At 61.9% G+C, this 15,693-nt stretch carries 14 protein-coding genes; 9 read left to right on the forward strand and 5 right to left on the reverse strand.

Translation table 11 applies throughout. The features are described 5' to 3' along the window. Window positions 1-5 precede the first annotated feature (5 nt). From BHD07_RS10895 to BHD07_RS10910, 4 genes are read left to right on the forward strand one after another with little or no spacing between them, the layout of a single operon-like run. Window positions 6-575, forward strand: coding sequence for a TRAP transporter small permease subunit (locus tag BHD07_RS10895; protein ID WP_338279905.1), 570 nt, complete (start codon window positions 6-8; stop codon window positions 573-575). Then, complete coding sequence (locus BHD07_RS10900; protein ID WP_100673558.1) at window positions 572-1,888, forward strand: TRAP transporter large permease; 1,317 nt, start codon at window positions 572-574, stop codon at window positions 1,886-1,888. Before BHD07_RS10895 ends, BHD07_RS10900 begins: the two co-directional genes overlap by 4 nt. After that, window positions 1,885-3,324 carry a malonyl-CoA decarboxylase gene (locus BHD07_RS10905; RefSeq protein ID WP_338279909.1) on the forward strand — a complete coding sequence of 480 codons (1,440 nt, stop codon included), beginning with the start codon at window positions 1,885-1,887 and terminating at the stop codon, window positions 3,322-3,324. The genes BHD07_RS10900 and BHD07_RS10905 overlap by 4 nt, the downstream gene beginning before the upstream one ends. After that, the gene (locus BHD07_RS10910) at window positions 3,321-4,847 is read left to right on the forward strand and encodes a malonate--CoA ligase (protein ID WP_338279911.1); all 1,527 of its coding nucleotides are present in this window, start codon (window positions 3,321-3,323) and stop codon (window positions 4,845-4,847) included. The genes BHD07_RS10905 and BHD07_RS10910 overlap by 4 nt, the downstream gene beginning before the upstream one ends. A gap of 134 nt (window positions 4,848-4,981) precedes the next feature. Here BHD07_RS10910 and greA read toward each other — a convergent pair whose 3' ends face one another. After that, window positions 4,982-5,464 carry a transcription elongation factor GreA gene (gene greA / locus BHD07_RS10915; RefSeq protein WP_275598162.1) on the reverse strand — a complete coding sequence of 161 codons (483 nt, stop codon included), beginning with the start codon at window positions 5,462-5,464 and terminating at the stop codon, window positions 4,982-4,984. A gap of 186 nt (window positions 5,465-5,650) precedes the next feature. Here greA and BHD07_RS10920 point away from each other — a divergent pair, with 186 nt between their 5' ends. Both BHD07_RS10920 and BHD07_RS10925 read left to right on the forward strand, forming a co-directional pair. Then, complete coding sequence (locus BHD07_RS10920; RefSeq protein WP_338279914.1) at window positions 5,651-6,364, forward strand: DUF6065 family protein; 714 nt, start codon at window positions 5,651-5,653, stop codon at window positions 6,362-6,364. Between the two features lie 242 nt (window positions 6,365-6,606). Further along, window positions 6,607-6,999 carry a hypothetical protein gene (locus tag BHD07_RS10925; protein ID WP_338279915.1) on the forward strand — a complete coding sequence of 131 codons (393 nt, stop codon included), beginning with the start codon at window positions 6,607-6,609 and terminating at the stop codon, window positions 6,997-6,999. Between the two features lie 5 nt (window positions 7,000-7,004). Here the strand turns inward: BHD07_RS10925 and BHD07_RS10930 are convergent, their stop codons facing one another. Together BHD07_RS10930 and BHD07_RS10935 are read right to left on the reverse strand one after the other, a co-directional pair. Continuing rightward, a complete protein-coding gene (locus BHD07_RS10930; protein ID WP_338279916.1) occupies window positions 7,005-7,790 on the reverse strand; it encodes an anti-sigma factor family protein in 786 nt (261 codons plus the stop codon). Next, complete coding sequence (locus BHD07_RS10935) at window positions 7,787-8,329, reverse strand: RNA polymerase sigma factor (protein WP_102762056.1); 543 nt, start codon at window positions 8,327-8,329, stop codon at window positions 7,787-7,789. The genes BHD07_RS10930 and BHD07_RS10935 overlap by 4 nt, the downstream gene beginning before the upstream one ends. A gap of 142 nt (window positions 8,330-8,471) precedes the next feature. Between BHD07_RS10935 and BHD07_RS10940 the strand changes: the two genes are divergently transcribed. Beyond that, entirely contained in the window at window positions 8,472-9,875 is a 1,404-nt protein-coding gene (locus BHD07_RS10940; RefSeq protein ID WP_102762055.1) for a S8 family serine peptidase, read from the forward strand. Window positions 9,876-10,173: 298 nt separating this feature from the next. After that, complete coding sequence (locus BHD07_RS10945) at window positions 10,174-10,647, forward strand: VOC family protein (protein WP_102762054.1); 474 nt, start codon at window positions 10,174-10,176, stop codon at window positions 10,645-10,647. Between the two features lie 175 nt (window positions 10,648-10,822). Here the strand turns inward: BHD07_RS10945 and BHD07_RS10950 are convergent, their stop codons facing one another. Together BHD07_RS10950 and BHD07_RS10955 are read right to left on the reverse strand one after the other, a co-directional pair. Beyond that, window positions 10,823-13,006, reverse strand: coding sequence for a putative bifunctional diguanylate cyclase/phosphodiesterase (locus BHD07_RS10950; RefSeq protein WP_102762053.1), 2,184 nt, complete (start codon window positions 13,004-13,006; stop codon window positions 10,823-10,825). A gap of 89 nt (window positions 13,007-13,095) precedes the next feature. Continuing rightward, the gene (locus tag BHD07_RS10955; protein WP_338279923.1) at window positions 13,096-15,105 is read right to left on the reverse strand and encodes an AI-2E family transporter; all 2,010 of its coding nucleotides are present in this window, start codon (window positions 15,103-15,105) and stop codon (window positions 13,096-13,098) included. A 258-nt stretch (window positions 15,106-15,363) separates the two neighbouring features. Here BHD07_RS10955 and BHD07_RS10960 point away from each other — a divergent pair, with 258 nt between their 5' ends. Next, window positions 15,364-15,678, forward strand: coding sequence for a PepSY domain-containing protein (locus BHD07_RS10960; protein WP_018096480.1), 315 nt, complete (start codon window positions 15,364-15,366; stop codon window positions 15,676-15,678). Window positions 15,679-15,693: the final 15 nt, after the last annotated feature.

Genomic DNA, 15,693 nt, shown 5'->3' on the forward strand with positions numbered 1-15,693 from the left:
ATCTGATGCTCAAAGCCTATACACAGGCTGTCGGCAATGCTTCGCGTGGCCTTGCGGCCATTGCGACGGCCCTGCTCATTGCGGCGATGCTCGTCGTCTGCCAGATGATCATGCAGCGCTATGTATTTCGTCAGGCGACGATCTGGCAGACGGACTTCGTCGTGTTTTCCGCGACCGCAGCCATGTTTCTCGGCGCGCCATACGTCTTGCTCAAGGGCGGCCATGTGGGCATCGACGTCGTCGAGATGCTAGTCGGCGAGCGCACGCGCTACGTCCTGCGAATCCTCGCCGGCCTGCTCGGACTGTTGTTTTGCGTCGTCATGCTGATTGCGACGTGGATTCAGTTCCATGACGCGTGGGCGGGAAACTGGAAACACTCCAGCGTCTGGGCGCCGCCGCTTTGGGTGCCGCTCGCTGCCCTACCCGTCAGCTTTGCCATGCTGTGCCTGCAATATGTCGCGCAGATTCTGACGCTCCTCACCGCCCCGGCAGTCCCGGAAGCCATAGGCCCCGGCGCGGCCGAACCGGGTTCGGCCCCGGGCGCCGACCGCCATCCACAGGAGATCATTCAGTGAGCCCGACTGTCTCTGGACTGATGATCGTTGCATGTCTTTTCGTGCTGCTGGCAACGGGAATGCCCATCGCCTTCGCCTTAGGTCTTGCCGCCTTCGCAGCCCTCTACATGCAAAGCGGCGCCGGCATTTTCTACGTGCTCGGCGATACGATGTTTTCCGGTATCGCCAATCTGGCCTATGTGTCGATCCCGATGTTCGTCCTCATGGGCGCGGCGGTTGCCTCGTCTCCGGCGGGATCTGACCTCTACACCTCGCTCGACCGGTGGCTGAACCGCATCCCGGGGGGCCTCATTCTGTCCAACATCGGTGCTTGCGCCATCTTTTCCGGGATGACGGGCTCGTCGCCCGCGACTTGCGCGGCGATCGGCAAGATGGGCATTCCGGAGATGATGCGGCGCGGCTATCCCGCTTCGGTCGCGAGCGGCTCCATCGCCGCCGGCGGCACGCTGGGTATTCTCATTCCCCCTTCGGTCACGCTGATCGTCTACGGAATAGCGACCGAGACCTCCATCGGGCGGCTGTTCATGGCGGGCATCGTCCCCGGCATTCTGCTGACGATCATGTTCATGATCTGGGCCGTCATCGATTGCAAACGCAAGGGCTATGAATTCGATGCACGCCTTGTTCGCTACTCGATGAAGGAACGGCTGGCCGCCCTTCCGCGCATCCTGCCGTTCCTGCTGATCATTGCCGGCACGCTCTACGTACTCTATGGCGGTATCGCCACGCCTTCTGAAGCAGCCGGTGCGGGCGCATTCCTGACATTGGCAGTCGTGATCGTCGCCTATCGCCTCTTCCGGTTTCGGCCGGTCGCCGGCATCTTCGGGTCGGCGATGAAGGAAAGCGTCATGATCATGATGATCATGGCTGCTGCCGAGCTCTTCGCCTTCGCGCTGTCGTCGCTGTTCATCACGCAGACTGTCGCGGCTGCGATTGCGGACATGGAGGTCAACCGCTGGGTGCTGATGCTGATCATCAACGTCTTTCTGTTGATTTGCGGCATGTTCCTGCCCCCCGTCGCCGTCATCGTGATGACCTCACCGATGCTCTTCCCGATCGTCACCCAGGCGGGTTTCGACCCCTACTGGTTCGCGATCGTGCTGACGATCAACATGGAGGTCGGCCTGATCACGCCTCCGATCGGGCTCAACCTTTTCGTCATCAATGCCATTGCGCCGCAGATTCCGACGAAGGACATTCTCTGGGGGTCCCTGCCTTACGTGCTCGTCATGTTCCTGGCGATCATTCTCCTCTGCGTCTTTCCGGACATCGCGACGTGGCTGCCGAACCAGATGCTGGGAACCGTCCAATGAGCACGACGTCATTTTTCAGCGACATGCTGCAGAGCATTGCCGAGCGCGGCCGGCGATTCTTGTCGCTCGGTCCGGCCCGGAACGGCGATGTCAATCCGGTCGGCACCATGGAAGCGCTCTGCGACACGCTGCTGTCGAGCCGAGGCGAGGCGTCGGGCATGGCGCTGGCCAAGAACATTCTGGATCGCTGGCAAGGCTTCGATCGGGACAAGCGGCGCGATTTCATGCTGGCGCTGCTGTCTCGTTTCGGGCCTGATATCGAACGGCTGGAGCGGGCGATCGACGCCTATCGCGCCGATCCGACGCCGAAGGCGCTGCTCGAGATGAGCATGGCGGCAGAACCGCGTCGCCAGGAATTGATCCGCAGGCTCAATCTTGCGCCGAACGGCATCGCGACCCTCGTCCGCATGCGGGCGGACCTGCTCGAGCTCAAAGCCCAAAACCCCGATCTGGAGGCGGTCGATACGGACTTCGCGCATCTCTTCGGATCCTGGTTCAATCGGGGCTTCCTCGTGTTGCGGCCGATCAGCTGGTCGACGCCGGCCGACATTCTGGAGAAAATCATTCGTTACGAGGCCGTCCATCATATCGGCGGCTGGGACGAGTTGCGCCGGCGGCTTGCGCCGGAGGACCGGCGCTGCTTCGCCTTCTTCCATCCGCAGCTGGTCGACGATCCGCTGATCTTCGTCGAAGTGGCGCTGACACGCGAAATGCCTTCTAACATCGCGGACCTGCTGAAGGAGGATCGTGCTCCGATCCGCGCTACCGACGCGACGACAGCCGTCTTCTATTCCATTTCGAACTGCCAGGAAGGCCTGAGGGGCATCTCCTTCGGCAACTTCCTGATCAAACAGGTGGTGGAGGATCTGCGGCGCGACCTCCCTCGCCTGGACACCTTCGTGACGCTGTCGCCGGTGCCGGGCTTTGCCGATTGGTTGTCGCGCGAACTCCGGGCCGAAACGTCCAACGCCCTGTCCGCCACCGACCGCAGCAGGCTCGCGGTGCTCGATGAGCCTGATTGGGCCGATCAGCCGGAGACCGCGGCGGCCATCCAGCCAAGCCTGACGGCTGCGGCCGCCTGGTATTTCCTCAGGGCTCGCAACCGCAACGGCAAGACAGTCGATCCCGTCGCCCGGTTCCATCTCGGCAACGGCGCACGGCTCGAACGCATCAATTTCCTGGGCGACCGGTCCGAACGGGCAATGCGCCAGGCCCACGGGCTGATGGTCAACTATCTCTACAAGCTCGACGACATCGAGACCAACCACGAGGTCTTTGCGACCCGCGGCGAGGTCGTCGCCGCACCCGCCATCCGCCGGCTGGTGCCGGCCGACAGGAGTTCACGCAGCCTCGTTCCAGGTCCGGACGCCTTTCCCCCGAACGTCCGATCAGCCGACGCACCAGGAAGGAAAGGCAACAAGGAGTTCACTTCATGAGCAACCATCTGTTCGACGCCATACGCCGGGCAGCGCGCCCCGACTCCGCCTTCATCCTGACGGCCGACGGCCGCGGCTGCACCTATGGCGACATGCTGGAGCATTCGGGCCGCATCGCTTCCGCGCTCGACAGCCTCGGTGTGCGGCCTGGCGATCGGGTGGCGGTGCAGGTGGAGAAGAGCCCCGAGGCGCTGATGCTTTATCTCGCCTGCCTGCGCGCGGGCGCGGTCTATCTTCCCCTCAACACGGCCTATACGCTTGCCGAACTCGACTATTTCTTCGCAGATTCCGAGCCTCGGCTCATCGTCTGCGGGCCGGCTGCAAAGGAGGGGATCTCGAAGCTTGCCGCCGATCACGGCGCCAAGGTCGAGACGCTCGACGAGAAAGGTGGCGGCTCGCTGATCGACCTTGCCCGGGGCAATGCACCGGATTTCCGCAACGCCGATCGCGGTCCGGATGACCTCGCCGCCATCCTCTACACGTCGGGCACGACCGGGCGGTCCAAGGGCGCGATGCTGACGCATGACAACCTCCTCTCGAACGCCGCCACGCTTCGCGACCATTGGCGCTTCACGGCCGACGACAGGCTGATCCACGCCCTGCCGATCTTCCACACGCATGGCCTCTTCGTAGCATCGAACGTCGTTCTTCTGGCCGGCGCCTCCATGTTTTTCCTGCCGAAGTTCGACGCCAACGAAGTCCTGCGTCTGATGCCGCAAGCAACCGCAATGATGGGCGTTCCGACCTTCTATGTGCGTCTCGTTCAGAATCCGGGGCTGACGCGCGAGGCAACCGCCGGGATGCGGCTTTTCGTGTCTGGCTCGGCTCCGCTGCTTGCCGAGACCCACAGGACTTTCGCCCAGATGACCGGACATGCCATTCTAGAGCGCTACGGCATGACCGAAACCAATATGAACACCTCCAACCCCTATGACGGCGAGCGCATCGCCGGAACCGTCGGCTTCCCATTGCCGGGTGTTTCGCTTCGCGTCGCCGATCCGGAGAGCGGCAGGCCACTCCCGAAAGGCGAGACGGGAATGATCGAGGTGAAGGGCCCGAACGTGTTCAAGGGCTATTGGCGCATGCCCGAAAAGACGCAGGCGGAGTTCCGCGCCGACGGCTTCTTCATCACCGGCGACCTCGGCAAGATCGACGAGCGGGGCTATGTCCATATCGTCGGGCGAGGCAAGGATCTCGTAATTTCCGGCGGATACAACATCTATCCCAAGGAAGTCGAAACCGAGATCGACCAAATGCCGGGGGTCGTGGAAACGGCAGTCATCGGCGTGCCGCATCCGGACTTCGGCGAAGGCGTCACGGCCGTGGTCGTCCGGAAGCCGGGTGCGACGATCGACGAGCGCGCCATTCTCGATGGTTTGGAAGGCCGGCTGGCGCGCTACAAGCAACCGAAACGGGTGATCTTCGTGGACGACCTGCCGCGCAATACGATGGGCAAGGTTCAGAAGAACGTCCTTCGCGAAACATATGCGCGTCTTTATGCAGGAGCCGAGGCGCGCGCGTAGGCATCGCGCGCACGCCGAGAGATTGCTTCTAATCGGTCAGAGCATTCAACGTTTCACAGAAACACTGAAATGCTCTAACCATTTGATCCAAAGCACCTCCGGACGGAAAACCGTTACACTTTCCTCATCCCGCTCTACGAGATGGCGAGCACTTCGAGCTCCTGATCGCCGACACTCGCGATGTCCCCGACAGATTTGCCCATAAGAACCCTTGCCACGGGGGACACGTAGGAGATCGAACCGGCCTTGGGATCGGCTTCATCCTCTCCGACGATCCGATATTTCTGCACCCGTCCGTCATCACGGCTGAAGGTAACCGTGCTTCCAAATGCGACCACATCGAATGAAGCCGGATCGGAGACGAGTTGAGCCGTTCGAACTCTTTCCGCGAAGTAGCGCAGATCCCGCAAGGGGCCCGCCGCCTGTCGCCGCCGTTCGTTCACGTCCTCGATCGTGCTTGCGGCATCGTAGGCTTCGCGAGCCTGTTGGAGGTGCAATTCCAGATCCTTCAATCCCTTTGCGGTGACAAGGTTCGGATGGGGTGAGACCGGCCGGTCAGGCAGCAGTGTTTCCGAGGCCGTCTCGGCACTTTCTTCCTTGATGAAGGCAACGCTCACCGGCGAACTCCGCTTGGACGAGGCACTCTCTCCTTAGGAGCGATCGCACTCTGTTTTCTCGGAACTATATAGGGCGATGACAGGAACGGACAGTGTCGACACATCGAGTTTCTGCTCATTCTCTCCCCGACGGAATAGAAGCCTCGCCGTTCCGTTACTCCCGGGCCATTCAACGGGAGAAGCGGGATGTTAAGTTTCCTAAAGAAAGATCCGCGGGTCATTCAGTTTGTCTGCCATCCGGAAGACGACGGCGTCATCGCGCGGCCGGTACCGGCCAAATCGGTTCTGCCTGATTGGTTCCGCCGGCTGCCGGCGGTCGACAAAGGGCACCTGTCGGCAATCAACAACGGTCTGACCGTCAAACGCTGCATGCCCTTTCTCGATGCCATGACCACTGGCTGGATCCTGCCGATCGCCGCGACGGTGCGCCTTGACATCAAGGATGACGGCCGCAGCGTCGAGGCCGGCTGGGAGTTCGACCGGGTAATGGTCAGCAACCACGGCGCCCATCAGGTGGCGGGAAATCCGAAAGAGCCCTCCCCGCCCTGCAAGTTTCACAATTACTGGTCGATCCGCACGCCGCCCGGATGGAGTTGCCTGTTTCTGCCGCCGCTAAACCGCCCGGGACAGCCTTTTGAATGCGTGGCCGGGATTGTCGATACGGACAGCTATAGCGCTCATATCCATTTTCCGTTCTTCGCGACGGCACCGGATGGCCTTCACGTCGTCGAAAAGGGAACGCCGCTTGTGCAGGTGATACCCTTCCGCCGTGCCGATGCGGCAGTCACAGCAGAAATCCGCGCCGAAACCCGCGTGGAAGCTGTTGAGCGCGAGACGGTCCACCGAAACACCATCGCCGCAGAAGGCTGGTATCGAAAGTCCGCGCGCGCCGCTCGCTAGGGCACTTCCAGAACACGTGTGTAACGGTTTGCCGTCCGGAAGTGCGCAGCTTCAGAGGTTAGAGCGTTTCACCGTTTCCAACGAGACCCTAAAACGCTTTGAAAGGTCCGGTAAAAAAGGCGGGGGCCGGAATGTCCGGCCCCCGCTCTCTTGTCGCACCGTCAGCTTTCCCGCAACCTCAGCGCCCTGTGTGCCACAGCTTGCCCGGACGATACGACCGGTCGGACCGGTTCGAGCTCGAATTGGACGAACGGTTGGAGGATGAGTTCGACGAGCTGTTCGAGGATGAATTGGAGCTCGAATTCGAGGAACTGTTGGACGACGAGTTGGAACTCGAATTGCTCGAGGAGTTGGAACTCGAATTGGATGAGCTGTTGCCGGCGACTTTGATCTCGCCGTCGGTTCGGCCGGTCGTCTGGGAGGTTTGCGTCGAAGCGCGCTCCACGCCGGGAAATGAGGAGGTATATTCCCTTGCTTCGGCGGCAGAGCCCACGAGTGCCGCCAAGCCGGCGGCGATTGCCTTGTTCGTCCAGTTCTTTGTCATCTCATCTACTCCTTATGAAAACCGGACCGCTTCTTCGGTCCGCAGGAGTAACGGGCGGTGCGCGCCTCTATTCCATGATCGCGATTTTTGATGCACTCACCGTTGCGCACCTCGGAGTTCGCCGAGAGCTCTAGCCTCTTCCGCCGCCTCGAGCGGCGCCCCTGCATCAATCGCTGTCAGATAGGCGTCGAGCGTTTCCGTGGAAGATGCAGGAGCATAGCCGCCGCTCGCTACGGGTGCGATGACGGCGAAGGTCACACGCCACTCGGCCCCGGTGCGGCAGGCAACCGAAACCACTGTTGAGCCATCGGCCGAGTCCAGCTCGAACTCGCGGCACAGCGCCTGCGCATTGTCACGGAATGTCGCAATCGCCCGGAAGCGTTGCTTGGAACCCGGCAGCCGCCGTTCCTCGCCTGCGGCGACCGTGGCGAGCGCCTCATCAAGCGCAGGACTGCCTATGGCGGCAACGCGCAAGCCACCTTCGATCGGTGCCTCGACACTTCCCCGCAGCCAATATCCGCCGAATCCCGCAACGACAGCCGCCAGCGAGGCAGCGACGGGAGCGAGCCATCGCCTTCTGTTAGATTCGTTCGCAACGCGGCGTGGGAAAGGCAGGATGCCCGCGCCCGATACAGGAGGTGGCGACGTCTTCTCCGTCACCATTCTTTCGACCGCACGCTTAAGGCCGGAAGGTACCGGCTCATCGAGCAGCGGCTCCATAGCGGTCTTGGCAGCGTGGCGCGTTTCGATGAAGAGCGCCACACGCGCGACCAGCTCGTCATCCGATTCCATCGCTCGTTCTACTTCGGCGATCGTCCCGGCGTCGAGCTCGCCGTCGGCGAACCGCATCAGTGTCTCGTCGGAGAAGTCCGTTCCTGTCATTCGTTTGTGCCCTTTATTGACTGAGAACGTCCGGTCGACTGTGTTATTCCGGCAGCCTCGGCCAAACTCTTACGTGCCCTCGCCAGTCGGCTCATAACCGTGCCTATGGGAATGCCCATCACATCGGCCGCTTCGCGATAGGATAGCTCCTCGACGCAGACAAGAAGAACCACCTCCCGCTGCTCGTCCGGCAATTCGGTGATCGCCTCCGCGACGGTTTTGAGGGTCAGCCGCGCTTCGGCTTCACGCTCGCCGGATGAACCGGCGATGTCATGACGCTCGGTGATATCGTCCTGCACGCCTGCGGTCTTCTGCCGGCGCACCTGGTCGATCCAGAGATTGCGCAGGATGCGGAATATCCAAGCGTCGAAGCGCGTGCCCGGCTCGAAGCGCTCGGCACTGGCCAGTGCCCGCTCGCAGGCCGCCTGCACAAGATCATCGGCGACATCACGCGAGCCGCAAAGCGAGATGGCGAAGCGGCGCAGATTGGGCAGGAACGCCATGAGGCGTTCGCCGACATCCTTCACCGCACTGCTCATGTCCCGAAACTCCGTAATTGGCTAGAAGAGGGAATAGACCGACGACTCAGCCGTTCTGACACAATCTACAGGTAGCGGTCTCACCGTCCAAAGGAATGCGCTATCCTCCTATCCGCCTGACCTAGCCGATTGAGGTTTTCAGATGCTGACCACGTCGAAACTGGCGCTGCTCGCGCCCATTGCTGCAATCGCACTCTTATCCGGCGACGTCCTGGCTCCCGGGAACATGATCGTGCGTGACGTGCTCGGAACCGGTCTTGCCCTGGCCGACGATGACGACGACGATGACGGTGGGAATGACGGCAACCGCGGCTCGCGCGGTTCCGGCCGCTCCGGCTCCTACGGCGCCGGCGCCGGATGGAGTGGCGGCAAGAGCCTGTTTCCATTCCGAGAGTTCCTGCCACGTCGGACCGCCCCGCGGCGCTCGCGCGCAGCCGCACCCGCCGCACCGATACGAGCGCCCGATGAGATCGTCGGGCTGGGTTTCAGTTCGACGGAACTCGGCGGGTTGGCGGCCGCAGGCTTCGAGCTCCTCGAACGGAACACGATGGCTTCCTTCAACGCCGAGGTGATCAAGCTTCGCATTCCCCAAGGCCTGACACTGGAAGCCGCTCGGCAGCAGGCCCGCGCCCTGGCGCCTCAAGCGGTGATCGACTTCAACCATTATTTCCGGCCGGAACAGCATCCCGATGCCCCGTGCGTCGAAAGCGACTGCCTGGCACGCGACGTGATCGGCTGGCCCTCGGCTCAAACCTGGCCTGGCACTTGCGCGGCCGGCGTGCGTATCGGCCTTGTCGATACGGCGATCAACCCCGATCACATCGCATTCGAGGCTCGCAACGTAGAGATCGTCCGCCTCGTCGACGAAGAACTGCCGGAGTCCGGCAGGCAGCACGGCACGGCGGTCGCGGCTTTGCTCGTGGGCTCAGCCACGAGCCGCACGCCGGGCTTGATACCGGGTGGAAAGCTCATCGCCGTGGACGCGTTTCACCGGGCGGGGCGGCAAGACGACCGCTCCGCCGCCTTCGATCTGGCGCGCGCACTCGACCTCCTCGTTGGGCGTCAGGTTCAGGTGATCAATCTCAGCCTTGCCGGCCCGCCCAATCTCCTGCTCGAACAGGCGGTCAAAAAGGCGGGGGAGCGCGGAATCATCATGGTCGCCGCCGCGGGCAATGACGGTCCGAGAGCCAAGCCCGTCTATCCGGCTGCCTATGAAGAGGTCATTGCCGTCACCGCGACCGACAGGCGCAAACGGCCCTACCGGCGCGCCGGACGCGGGGAGCATATCGACTTCGCCGCCCCTGGCGTGGCGGTCTGGACAGCAGCTTCGGTCAGCGGCGCGCGTCCGAAGACGGGAACCTCTTTCGCCGCCCCGTTCGTGACCGCGGCGGTGGCGATGATGAAAGCATCTGAAGCGGACCTCGCTCCGGAATTGCTCCGCGACAGGCTGACCGGACACGCCGAAGATCTCGGAGAACCGGGAAAGGATCCTGTCTTCGGCTGGGGTCTGTTGAACGCGCGAGCGATTTGCAAGACGAAGTCCTGAGCTCAGCAGCGTCGTCCGGTGTAAGACGTGCATGGGAAGGGCCAAGCCCACCGACCGGCCACTCACAACGCCGCGCCATCGGCGCTGTGTGAAGACGCTGCAGCGTTGCGAGGCCGATGTGCCCGGCTTTTCTTGCGGGCGCATTGAATACTTGGTGATCCCGTGCGACTTTCGAAGCGCATAATGGGAGCCTCTTCCGTGAGGTAGCTCTACGTTCACTGGCGGCCGGGCAGGTGATTTCCCAATGTCGGCCGCTTGCGGCCCAAATCCGAATGTTTCCAAGCGAAAGGACCACGCAATGGCGAAGAATACGATTTGCCTATGGTACGATAAGGACGCCGAGGCTGCCGCTCGTTTCTACTGTGAGATCTTTCCTGACAGCGCGGTGCGTGCCGTGCACCGCGCACCCGGTGACTACCCCGCGGGCAAAGAGGGCGACGTGCTGACGGTCGACTTCACCGTTGCGGGCATTCCCTGTATCGGCCTCAACGGGGGGCCCGCATTCAAGCACAACGAGGCTTTCTCCTTCCAGATCGCCACCGACGATCAGGAAGAGACCGATCGCTATTGGAATGCCATCGTCGGCAATGGCGGGAAGGAAAGCGCCTGCGGCTGGTGCAAGGACAAATGGGGAATTTCCTGGCAGATCACTCCGCGCGTGCTGACCGACGCGATGGCGGCCGGCGGCGACGAAGCAAAGCGAGCGTTCGAGGCGATGATGGACATGAAAAAAATAGACGTCGCTGCAATCGAGGCGGCGCGGCGCGGTTGAGGCTCCACCGGACTGCGGCCCGGTTTGCGGCAAGAGCGTCTCCGTCCCTGTGCAGACGCTCGGACCGCCGTTAGCTGAGCATTTCACTGTTTTATGGAAACGTTGAAATGCTCTAACCCGTTGGTCCAACGCACTTCCGGACGGAAAACCGTTACACACGTTTCCTGGAAGTGCTCTAGAAGGAGGTTCCTTGAGCCTTGTCTGTCCCAAGAAGCTGACGAAGTGAACTCTTCGGCATCGGTCTGGACAAATGAAAGCCCTGCAATTCGTCGCAGCCAAGCTTGCGCAGGATTTCGCTCTGCTCCTCGGTCTCCACGCCTTCGGCGGTGATGCGCAGGCCTTTCGCATGTGCGACACCGACGATGGACTGCACGACCGCCACGCCGCCACCGGGCCGGTCGAAGGCGTGGACGAAAGAGCGATCGATCTTGATCCGGTCGACCTCCAGGCGCTGCAGCCGCCCAAATGACGAGAAGCCCGTACCGAAATCGTCAAGTGCGAACTTGACGCCGAACTCGCGTAGCGCCGTGATGTTTTTTTCGCAGACGCCGGCTTCGTCGAGGAGAGCCGTTTCGGTGATCTCGAGCTCCAGTCTCGACGGCTCGACCCCGAACTGCCGCAGCAGTGAGAGAACCTGGGCGGCATAATGCCGTTGTCCAAGCTCGACCGCGGAGACGTTCACTGCGATGTCGAGGCCCGGAAATTCGCGCGCCGTAGAACAGGCTTCCTTCAGCACGAAAGCGCCGAGCCGATCGATGAGGCCGGCAGTCTCCGCAAGCGAAACGAAGGCATCCGGTGCTATGTTGCCCTTGCTCGGATGCCGCCAGCGAATAAGAGCTTCCAGCGAGCTTATCTCATGGGACTGCGCCGAATATACGGGCTGGTAGAAGACCTCGAGCTGATTGCCGGCATCCAGGGCCGCTCGCAGATCCTGTTCCAGATCCCGCTTCGTCCTGATCAGTTCGTCCATGTGAGGGCCAAACACTGCGTATCGGTTCCGCCCGGCCGACTTGGCGTGGTAAAGCGCGATATCGGCCTTCCGCGTGATCTCGACGGGGTCGGCGCCATTCCCGGTCGCGACGGCCACACCTATCGAAAGTCCGATGAGAATCGGCTGTCCGTCTATCTCGAAAGGCCGGCGGATCGAAGCGATCAGCGAGTCACAGAGCTTCTCCACCTGATCCTGGCGGGTGCGTTCGACGATGATGGTAAACTCATCGCCACCAATTCTGGAAATGGCGGCACCAGCAGCGGTTTCCTTAAGCCGTTTCGCGACCTCGACCATCAGCCGATCGCCAACAGGATGGCCGAGTGTGTCGTTCACTTGCTTGAAGCGGTCGAGATCGAGGTACAGGAGAGCATTGGCTTGATCGATTGTCGACGTAGCGACGACGCGCGCCAGCAGACCGTTGAAAGACGCACGGTTGGCGAGGCCCGTCAACGGATCGTGACGCGCCAGATGGTTGAGCTCCGCCTGGCTTTCCTGCAGACGTCTCGACCGCCTCCGCAATACGATACTGAGCGCGCTGGTGAGGGCAAAGAGGAGGGCGCCGGCGACCAGAAGCACCGGCGCCGTGGCCTTCATCACATCGGCACCGGGCCTGAACGGGAGCCAGGAGAAATACCCTATCGTTTCTCCGGACGATGAAACGATAGGAGCATAGGACCGCTGCCGACCGAGTTCCGGCAAAACAGAAAAGCGCAGGTCCTCGAAACCATAATCCTCACCGAGATGGGTCAGGAGATCGCCGTCGAGAAAGCGGACGGCCAAGTGCAGAAATTCCCTGCCGGGCTCCTGAACGATATCACCGGTGTCCGACACGATCGGCTTCACGCTGATAATCGCCGGGCGGCCCCCGATGCGTACGAGATCGCTCTCGCCGATGGACAGCACCTGCTCGCTCGTTCCTTCCTCGTCGCCTGCTGCGAGCCTCTCTTGCAGCTTGGCGATTAGCGGCATTGCTTCGGGTTCTATGTTGCTGAAAGCTTCGTCAGTCCGGCCGGCAAGAAAGGCGTATAACGGTTTACGGTCCGGACTGATCACGAATGCGCCGTCGTGTCGGAAATAGCTGTTCATCCAGCTGCCCAGGTTGGAATCAACCCACCGCGAATCCCATTCCTGCGAAACTTTTCTGACGGCGTCATCCCAGACGGTGACGCTCTCCTGATCATGGGCGATGCTGCCTTGCATCTTGGAGATGACAAGCTCGACGAGGTGTTGCTGCCGCTTCACCGCCACAGCGTCCGATTGCTGCGCCGACCAGCGGACGGCCAGGTATATGCCTCCCATCAACGCCATTGCGATGGCCAAGGGCAGCATCCACCTGAAAACCGCGACTTTGCCAGCCACAAACCTCATCCGCACTCCTCCTGACAGGGCTGCTCATCATTGAGCTGAACGTCTTAAAACGGCGTAAGCTTCGCACGTGCCCTTCGGCATCTCACGATCTAGTCCGCTTTGACCGTGCTTTCCCTATCCGCACGCTTGCTTCTCCGCATGGCGTATCCGGGTGCGATCTTCGGATGGGCGAGTTTCAAAGACCGAGGCAATTCGTCTGAAAGCGCCTCGCGGACGGCGTCGCCCATCCCGAATACCACGAAATCCGCCTGCAGCGATTCAACGAGCTGGTCTCTTTCTGTTGTTTCCGGCCGGCCATCCTCTTGCCACAGAACGATCCCGATGCGCGCCGCAGGGGCCATGCGTTTCAGCCGACGCACGGTAAACTTGGCATGTCTCATGAAATCCTGGTCGAGAACGCTCAGGACGACGGCGTTTCGCCCCTCGAGCTTCAGAGCCTTTATATTGCCCGCCTTGAGGACGTCGTGACCGGCGTGAGCCGCCTCCGCGCCCTGGATCCATAGGGTCTGGGCGAGCATCGATGCGGCAACGTCATCGAGATCACTGCGCCCTCCGACGCACAGGACGGACTTGCCGTCGCCGAGGGGAAGATCATATTCGTCCGCATCATCATCACCATTTTCCTGCGCTTCCGCGCCCGTTTCCTCCTCCTCCTCCTCCTCTTCGCCGGCAATCTCCTCGAGATTGGCGATGAGGGTGTTCGCACTCTGGGCAATCTGAGCCGCCTGGGCGTTCGTCAGGGCGCCCCGTGCGCGGTCCCGCTCCGCCAGGAGCAGTGCGGGAATAGCAACCGTGTCGTAGAACTCGACGAGATACTTCTCCTCCAGCATGTCTTCCGCATTGTCCGTCGCCTCATCCGGATCTCCGGCGAGCAGACGCTGATAGAGGCGCTCCTTCGGATCGAGCACGGGCTCGTTGCCCAGCAGTATCTCCAGAAACTCGAATTGCGGGACGTGGCGACCGAGAACGACAAGGCACACGGTGAGCGGCGTCGACAGCACCAGTCCGACCGGCCCCCAGAGCCATGCCCAAAAGATCGCCGCGACGATGATCGCAAGCGGCGACAAACCGGTGCGGGAACCGTAAAGCCAAGGCTCGACGACATTGTTGCTCACGAGCTCGAGGACAATGAACAAGGCCGCCGTCCAGACGAGCAGGCTCCATCCAGGTGCCGCGGCAAACGCCAGGAACAACGGCAGAGCCGCAGCGATGACCGGCCCGATATAGGGGACGAAGCGCAACACGATGGCGAGCATCCCCCAGAGGACCGCATTGGGGATACCGAGCAGCGAGAGGCCGATGGCCAGCGGAATGCCGTAGGTGATGTTCACGACCAACTGCATGAGCAGGTACCGGCCGACGCGAGCGCCCGCGTCCTGAAGTGCTTCGGTCGTTCGATGCAGGTCGCCGTAGCCGACCAGCCGAATGAAACGGTCGCGCAGCTCCTCCCTCTCGAACAGCATGAAGATGACCACGACGATGACGAGGCCGGTCGTCGCCAAGGGCCCAAGCAGAGGATTGATGATATTCTTCAGTGTTTCGACCGGCCGCTGCGGAGAGAAAATCTCCACGAGCAACGGCTGGGTCTCCGGCGCCGGTTCGGGTGAGGCGCGCACCTCGGGTTCGGGCCGGCTGATCTCCGTGCTGATCCTCTCTATGACGCGGCCAATCCGTTCAAAAATCTGGCTTTCCGATCCGGTCTCCTTCAGGGTCCTGACCTTCTCGACGATGTTGTACTGATAGGTCGGCAGGTTCTGAGCCACCTCGCTCACTTGCATCGCTATGACCGCGCCGAATGCGGACAGGAACAGAAAAGCCGTCGTCACCGTCCCGACGACGGCCACCGAACGGGGACAACCGACTCGACGCAGCCTCGAAACCAGCGGCGCGAGCGCAAAGGTGAGCAGAATGGCGATGGCCAGCGGCAGGAAGACGTCCCGGGCGAAATAGAGGACGGCAACCGTGGCAGCGGTTGCGACGAGGGTCGGTAGACGTGACGGCTGCGCCGCGGCTGCTGCGCTGCGCGCAAACGCGATTTGCTGCAGGCCGCCTGCGGCGGCTGCACGATCCTGGTCAACGCCACGCGAGAACTTCAGCACCACACCCTCCACCACATCACCCGGCGGTCGACCTGGTTGCGACCAGCAGGCAAGAACCTTGTTCGCAAGTAGGTAGGGCAGTGTTTGGCGCCGCCCAGCAGATGCTCCGTTGCATGGAACCGCAGCAGTTGCCATTTCCGGTGCCAAAGCCAAGCCGCCCACCAGCATGGCGGCCGGAGCATCGCGCCGGGAACCATTCTGCGCCCGGCGTGTTTCTGCGACGGGGGATCAATCGCGGTCTTCTGAAGAGGTAACCACATGAAAAATATGATCATTGCCGCGGCAGCACTGATGAGCGCCGTGGCCACGACTTCACTCGCGCAGACGACGCCTTCAGCGGAAGGAGAAACGCCTGCTGTCGCAACGCCCGATTCTGAGAACCCGACGGCACCGGTCGAAGGCGCGAACAGCTTTACTGAAGCGCAAGCGAAGGAACGGATCGAAGAGGCCGGATACACCGAGGTCAGCGGATTGAAGCTCGATGACAAGGGTGTGTGGCAGGCAACTGCGATGAAGGAGGGCAAATCCGTTTCGGTCGCTCTCGACTATCAGGGCAACGTAACGGCGCAGTAGTCCACAGACACCAAA

Origin of the sequence: Sinorhizobium sp. KGO-5, assembly GCF_036245905.1 — a bacterium.
Taxonomy (GTDB): Bacteria; Pseudomonadota; Alphaproteobacteria; order Rhizobiales; family Rhizobiaceae; genus Sinorhizobium; species Sinorhizobium meliloti_A.